This window comes from Klebsiella sp. Ech2A, assembly GCF_030078455.1.
Lineage (GTDB): Bacteria > Pseudomonadota > Gammaproteobacteria > Enterobacterales > Enterobacteriaceae > Klebsiella > Klebsiella terrigena.
Genome location: NZ_JAQGFU010000206.1, coordinates 1 through 7,075, shown reverse-complemented (window position 1 = coordinate 7,075; position 7,075 = coordinate 1). Strand labels below are relative to the sequence as shown.

Here is a 7,075-nt window from a genome sequence, read left to right as displayed (position 1 = left end):
ACAGATAGCACACGACCGCCAGCGCGCCGCCAAAAATGCCGATCGCCATCGAGTTGACGATGGCCCGCAGCAGGTTCGGCTGCTGCCAGATATTGCGGAAGGTCGCCAGAGACAGCTCGTCCCACAGCGACACGCCGACGCCCCAGTTGGAAATAAACGCCCGCATCGCCACGCCAAGCAGCGGGACGCCGATGGTCACCGTCAGCCACAGCACCACCACCACGCCGGCAACCCAGCGCCACTTGCCCAGCGGCAGCGCCCGCGCCTGGGAGGCCTTGCCCTTCATGGTGACAAAGCGGTTGGCGGTGCGCATCAGCCGACGCTGCAGCATCACCAGCGGAATGGTGATGCAAATGAGCACCACCGCCACCGCCGCCATCAGGTGGTAAGAGGGGGTGCCAAGCTTATTGGTCAGCTTATAAAGATAGGTCGCCAGCACCATGTTGCCCTCGGGGTCGCCGAGTACCAGCATCAGGCCGAATACCTCCAGGCCGAGGAAAAACAGCAGCACGCAGGCGTAGAGGATCGAGGGCCGCACCATCGGCAGGCTGACGGAGGTCATGACCTGCAGCGGCGAAGCGCCTACCGTCCTTGCCGCCTCCTCGACATCGGAGCCGACGCTGCGCAGAGCGGAGGAGATATAGAGATAGGCGTGCGGGACGTGGGTTAATCCGGCGATCGCCACGATGCTGAACATCGAGTAGATGTTCCACGGCACAAAGCCCAGCAGCCGCTCGGCCCACTGCGAGAAGAAGCCACCCGGCCCCGCCGCCACCACGTAGCCAAAGGCCAGCACCATCGGCGAGACGAAAATGGGCACCAGGATCAGGGGTTCAATAAAGCGCCGGCCGGGCAAATCGGTGCGGACCATTAAAAAGGCGAGGATCCCCCCGAGCGGAATGGCGATCGCCACCAGACCGAAGGCCAGAATAAAGCCGGACCTCAGCGCCAGATAAAAATCAGGATCGGTAAAGATAAATTCGAAGGCTTCGAAGCTGAACGCTTTCGATCGCGCAAAAAAAGGCGCCGAGAGAAAGCTCTGCACCACAATAAATAACAGCGGGACGTAGATAGCCAACGCCGCGATCAGCACCACAATACCGCGCGGCAGCCCCTGCCATTTTCGGCGTAATACGTTCATATGCGATCCCTTTGCTCAGGCGTTAACACAGCCTGCCGGGTATTAACGGGCGCGACAGCGGAAGATGTCGCGCCTCAGGAGGATTATTTAGCCGCCGCGCTACGCCACTGTTTAATAAATTCCAGACGCTTTTTCGGTTCCAGATATTCCAGCAGGGTTTCGTCCACCGGAATCGGCTTCAGGGCGTTACCCAGCATTTTAGTCATCCCGTCGATATCATTTTTGCCTTCGATATCGTTACGAATAGAGGGAATATCGGCCTGACCGGCGAGGATGCTCTGCCCTTTCTCTGACAGCACATAGTCGAACCACAGCTTAGCGGCGTTAGGATGCCCGGCGTCGGCGGTTATAAACGAGACGCGGGAAAGGACCAGCACGTAGTCTTTGGGATAGGCGATACCGAGAGAGGGATCGGTTTTGGCGCGCGCTTCGGCGTAGGAGCCGAGAATGTTAAAGCCAATCAGGTTTTCACCCGATGAGACGCGCTCCATCATGGTGCCGGTTGAGGACTGCACGGTCAGGCCGCCTTTGGCCATTCCCGCCAGGTTGCTGAAATAGCTGGCGTCGGCCTTGCTGTCCTGCACCGCCAGCATAAAGCCGAGGCCAGATTTTTCGATATCGTAGGTGGTGACCTTGCCTTTAAATTTGTCGGTCTGGGCGGCAATCAGCTTCGCCAGCGCGGTATGGGAGTCCGGCACGTCGCCCTGCGGGATCAGCCGCTTGTTGTAGATAAAGACCACCGGCTCATAGGTGGTGCCGTAGGCCTTCTGCTGCCAGACCGCCCATTTTGGCAGCTTGCCCAGCTCGGGCGAGGCGTACTCTTCGGCGTAGTCGGTGGCGAGCTTCAGCGCCGTATCCATCGATGAACTCCAGACCACGTCCCCGCTGCCGCCGCCCGCCGCCTGCTCGCTGATGTAGCGGTTGTACAGCTCTGTACTGTTCATATCGTTATATTCAACGTTAATTCCGGGGTACTGCGCCTCGAATCCTTTAATTAACGGCCCCGCCGCTTTGGTATCGGTCGTTGAATAGATGACAACCTTGCCCTCTTTCTTCCCGGCATCAACCACCTTTTGATATTCAGCCGGGTAGCCCTGAGGGAGCGCCGCCAAAACGGCGCCGGAGAAGACTGCCGTCAGTGAAACCACTAAACCACCAATTTTCTTATACATAAACCCAACCCTTAGGCATCATTTATTAAACACAAATTTAACATATAGCGAGGGGTTCGCGGCTTGCAACGCCGGGGGCGGTTTTTTTCTGGCTTTTGTGATGCTGACGGAATTTAAATCTTATTTAGCGCGATATAGACGGATAAGAAGTGTGTCGACGGAATAGCCGCCAGCATCATTGAAGATGAAATATTAAGAACACATTAAGCAGGCATTTTCGTACCGGGATGCCGGCACCGGGAATATTTGGCGGGCCGGAAAAATGGTGCCGATTTAGCGCCGAGGCGGCGGAAAATAATTAACCCGCCGGCAGGCCGGCCGCGGCAATATCATTTTCCGCCGTTAATGATTGCCGCCCGGCGATATTAGCCCCGCGCTTCGCGCGGCCACACCTGCGGGAACAGCGGAGAAACCAGGGCATCGCCATCTTTTAGCATTAGCTCCGGGAACGGCGGCGAGGTCACGCCCCCGCGGTCAACAAAGGTAGCGTCGTCGCCCACCCAGCGGGCAGAAAAGACCCGTCGCGCCCGCGCCGTGGCGTTACCTCTGGCGCCGTGCAGCGTTCGGTAGTGGAAGGCGACCGCGTCGCCCGGCTCCAGCGCCCAGCTGACGATATCGTACTCATCCTGATGGGCGTCAATGTCCGGCAGCTCCTTAAAGCGACCGTGCTGGTAGAGCTTCGAGCCGTTGAAGCGGGTCGGGCTGAACTCCTCTCCCCACAGGTGGGAGCCGCGGATGCAGCGCAGCGAAATCTCCTGCGCAACCGGATCCAGCGGGATCCAAAAGCTGACGTTCTGCCGCCCCTCAACGCAGTAGTAGGGCTGATCGTGATGCCAGGGGGTGACCGTGCTGCCGCCGGCGGGCTTGACCAGCGTGTGCTCGTGGAAAAATTTCGCCGTGGTCGATTGCATCAGGGCGGCGGCAATTTCCGCCGCCGGCGACTGCCTGACAAACTGCTCAAAATCGGCGATCCGTGACCAGTTGCAGTAGTCCTGGAAAAAGGGCGCGGAGCCGTCCTTCGGCACCACCGTTCTGGCGTGCCCGTATTCGCTGGGGTTGGCCATCAGTTCCGCCACGCCCTTCGCCAGGCCGTCGATCCACGGAGTGAACGCGCCCTTCAGTAACACCACTCCATCCGTCTGGTAGGTATCGATCGTCTGCCGGTCGATCTGCGGATAACGCTGATTGTGCATAGCTAACCGTCCTGTGCTGGATAAATGATTGGGTTGATGACGCCGGGCGTCAGCGGTCTCAGGTTATTTAGCCAGCGTCGAATGGTAAATTATTATAAAACGATACTCGTAATAGAAATTTATGAGCCTTAGGGCCTGCCGCGCCGGACTTAGTATTTTGTCGAGCACCGTCCGGGATCGAAATAACAAATAAAATAGCCCCCGAGCCCGGTACTCAGGCTCGTGACAATATATATCCTTGCGGCGCTCGACGTTGCCGGCTAAACCAGCGCCGGGGTTAGCTCAATGCTGCGACAATAGTCCATAAATAGCTGCGTTGGCCGGGTGGGTTCATTATTCGCGAGGTGCGCCATAATTAAGGTTGAGGCCGGCATGCGATCCTCAATCTCCAGCTGGACCAGCCGCTCGCCGTCGTAGGTCATATCGCAAAGCGGCCGGGTCACTAATACCGAGAAGCCCAGCCCCTGCCCGACCATGCAGCGCACCATCTCAATTGACGGCGAGCTGTAGGCCACCTGCGGATGGTAGCCCTTCTCTTTAAAAATGGTAATAAAATAGTTTTTACTCGGCACCGCATCGAGCAAAATCATCGGCTCCTGGCTTAACTCCTGCAGCGTAACGCTCTTTTTTTGCGCCAGCGGATGGCTGGCCGGTAATAACGCATAGGGCTTATGCGGGGCATTAAGCGTCTCTTTACTGATCGAGTGGCCTAATTCCAGATCGTAGACCAGGGCTAAATCAAAACGCCCGCGGTGCAGGCCGTGCATTAATTCATGCTGCTCGCCATCGTAGAGCTGAAGGGTTATTTCTGGATACATCTTTTTAAATCCGGCCACCAGCTTTGGCATATACAGCGGCGCAACGGATTCAAAGCAGCCCACCGAAATGGTGCCGGAAACCAGCTCCTTATCGGCGCGGGCGTTTTGCTCAAACTCCCAGGAGAGGCGCAGCAGCTCCTTGGCTTTCTCGTAGAAGCGGCGCCCGCAGGGGGTAAGCGAAACGCCCTGCGCGTGGTGGCGAATAAACAGCTGCTGCTCGAAGGAGCCCTCAAGGTTTTTTATCGCAATCGAGATCGACGGCTGGGCAATATGCAGCTGTCGGGAGGCTTCGGCGATGCTTTCGGTCTCCACAACGGTAACGAAGTATTTAAGTTGTTTGAGCGTGAATCGCGTCATGGCCTTACCCTTTATGAAATATTGTCATTCGCAGAAACGGCATAGTTTCCTGATAGGCCAATTGCAAGCATCGTGCCACTCCCCGGCGAAGAGACGCATTGCCGCGGGGACGAATGAATTATTTATCTCGCTAAAGGCGCTGAAATAATAAAACCCCAGCCCCGATGAATTAATTGCACCAGGATGAACCAGGCTGCACCAAATAAAACCTCAGCGTGCCCCATTGTGGCGCAACATCCAATTTATCGGCAGATTCCGTTGACCAATAACAGCAATTGTTTTTTTAATGTTTAGTTCTTGTTTCGCACTCATTGCTTTAAATTTATTGAAATTAATCTGGCTATATAGTTTTTTTAAACTTAAAGACCAAAAATTTACTAATTGCCTGATGGCGAAGAGTACCAGCATAGTGTAATTGCCCGATAAATAGTGACGATGCCCCATTTTAGAACATCGGTATCGTCTTCATGTCCGTTAATTATGGCGAGTGAAATAGCCCATGATGTTTAACTGGAACTACATGTTAAGTCTGCTCAGCGACGCAGATTTTTGGCAGGCCACCTGGACCGTCATTAAACTGAGTCTGCTGACCTGGGGTTGCAGTATTGTGCTGGGCTTTATTCTCGCCCTCGCCAAGCAGTCGCCGCGCAGGCTCTTTAACGTCCCCGCCCGGCTCTATATCTGGCTGTTTCGCAGCCTGCCGCTGCTGGTGCTGCTGATCTTCGTCTATAACCTGCCGCAGGCGGTGCCGTCATTTGCGGCGGTGCTCAACGACCCCTTCTGGGCCGGCCTGCTGGCGATGGTGCTCAGCGAAGCGGCCTACGTCGCCGAGATCCATCGCGGCGGCCTGCTCTCCATCGCCAAAGGCCAGGGCGAGGCCGCGCGGGCCCTGGGGCTGCGCTATGGCGGCACACAGTGGCGGGTGATTATTCCCCAGGCGCTGCGGGTGGCGCTGCCGGCGCTGGCCAATGAATATATTGCGATCGTTAAGCTCAGCTCGCTGGTTTCCGTTATCTCCCTGACCGAGATTTTGATGGTCGGTCAGCGCCTCTATTCGCAAAACTTTTTGGTGATGGAGACCATGGCGGCGGTGGCGTTCTACTACGTGCTGATCGTCACCGTGTTCGACTTCTTGCTGAAGCGCCTGGAGACCTGGCTCGACGTCACCCAGCGTAAAACCAACCGCCCGGTCGACGCCGACATGCTGGCGCTGGCCACCGCCGCCCGTCCGGCCGTTGCCCGCAGCGCCGTCGATAGCCACCAGCCGGCGCTGCAGGCCTCGAAGCTGCATAAAGCCTACAACAACGTGGAGGTGCTGGGCGCCGTCAGCCTGCAGGTCCAGCCCGGGGAAGTGGTGTCGGTCATCGGCCCTTCCGGCTCCGGCAAAACCACGCTGATTCGCCTGCTCAACGGCCTGGAGCAGATCGACAACGGCGAGATCCGCATCAACGGCCAGCCGTTTATTCACCTCGACCGCCAGGGCGTGCAGAAGCCGCGCTTTATGGAGAACGCCGAGCACCGGCTGAATATTGGCATGGTCTTTCAGAGCTTCAACCTCTTCCCGCACCTGACCGTGTTCGGCAACCTGCTGCTGGCCCCGCGCTATCACCGGCTGGCGGCGGAGGCGGAGCTCAGGCAGCGCGCCTGCGAGCTGCTGTATAAGGTCGGCATGCTCGACCACGCGTGGAAGTACCCGCACCAGCTTTCCGGCGGCCAGCAGCAGCGGGTGGCTATCGCCCGCGCCCTGATGATGCGCCCGCAAATCATGCTCTTCGATGAGCCGACCTCGGCGCTGGACCCGGAAAAGGTCAACGAAGTGCTTCAGGTTATTGAATCGCTGGCCGATGAGGGGATCACCATGGTTATCGTGACCCACGAAATGAATTTCGCCTTCAAAGTTTCTGACCGAATTGTCTTTATGGAAAAAGGGCGCGTGGTTTGCGACGACACGCCCCAGGCGATGCGCGACGGCAACCACCCGCGCGTTGACGCCTTCCTCAAAGACGTCTCTTTGGCTTAACCGCTCCGTTTGTGAAAGGAAAAAAATATGATCGCGCAGTGGCAAATCGAACAGTTTCATCAGCAGGGTTTTCTGGTGGTTGAGGCGGTGCTTTCTCCCGCAGAGATCGCCGGGCTTCAACAGGATTTCGACGGCTGGGTGGAGGAGAGCCGCCGCCACGGCGACGCCTGGGGAGAGACCGAGGACGGCCGTCCGCGCTTCGATCTTGAAAGCGACCACCGCCCCGACCACCCGTCGCTGCGCCGCGTCAGCTCGCCGACGGAGATCTCCGCCGCCTACCGGCGCGCGGCGCTGGATTCGCGGATGGCGGCGATCGCCGCGCAGCTTATCGGCGGCAGCGGCACCCGCTTTCATCACAGCAAAATTAAATCCAA

6 protein-coding genes are annotated in these 7,075 nt (G+C 57.6%); 2 read left to right on the top strand and 4 right to left on the bottom strand.

The features are described from left to right. From PFH44_RS23045 to PFH44_RS23030, 4 genes are all read right to left on the bottom strand, one after another. Positions 1–1,141: ABC transporter permease (locus tag PFH44_RS23045; protein ID WP_283826272.1), on the bottom strand; the 1,141-nt coding region annotated here is incomplete at its 3' end. Positions 1,142–1,224: 83 nt separating this feature from the next. Then, on the bottom strand, positions 1,225–2,313 hold the full coding sequence (locus PFH44_RS23040; protein ID WP_045858744.1) for an ABC transporter substrate-binding protein: 1,089 nt from the start codon (positions 2,311–2,313) through the stop codon (positions 1,225–1,227). Positions 2,314–2,678: 365 nt separating this feature from the next. Continuing rightward, positions 2,679–3,506: a phytanoyl-CoA dioxygenase family protein gene (locus PFH44_RS23035; protein WP_283826271.1), complete on the bottom strand. Its 828-nt coding sequence runs from the start codon at positions 3,504–3,506 to the stop codon at positions 2,679–2,681. A gap of 260 nt (positions 3,507–3,766) precedes the next feature. After that, entirely contained in the window at positions 3,767–4,681 is a 915-nt protein-coding gene (locus PFH44_RS23030) for a LysR family transcriptional regulator (RefSeq protein ID WP_045858750.1), read from the bottom strand. A 499-nt stretch (positions 4,682–5,180) separates the two neighbouring features. Here PFH44_RS23030 and PFH44_RS23025 point away from each other — a divergent pair, with 499 nt between their 5' ends. After that, positions 5,181–6,701 (top strand): amino acid ABC transporter permease/ATP-binding protein, encoded by a 1,521-nt coding sequence (locus PFH44_RS23025; protein ID WP_283826270.1) that lies wholly within the window; start codon positions 5,181–5,183, stop codon positions 6,699–6,701. Positions 6,702–6,728: 27 nt separating this feature from the next. Then, positions 6,729–7,075 (top strand): phytanoyl-CoA dioxygenase family protein (locus PFH44_RS23020; RefSeq protein WP_283826269.1); only part of this gene is annotated, 347 nt, incomplete at its 3' end.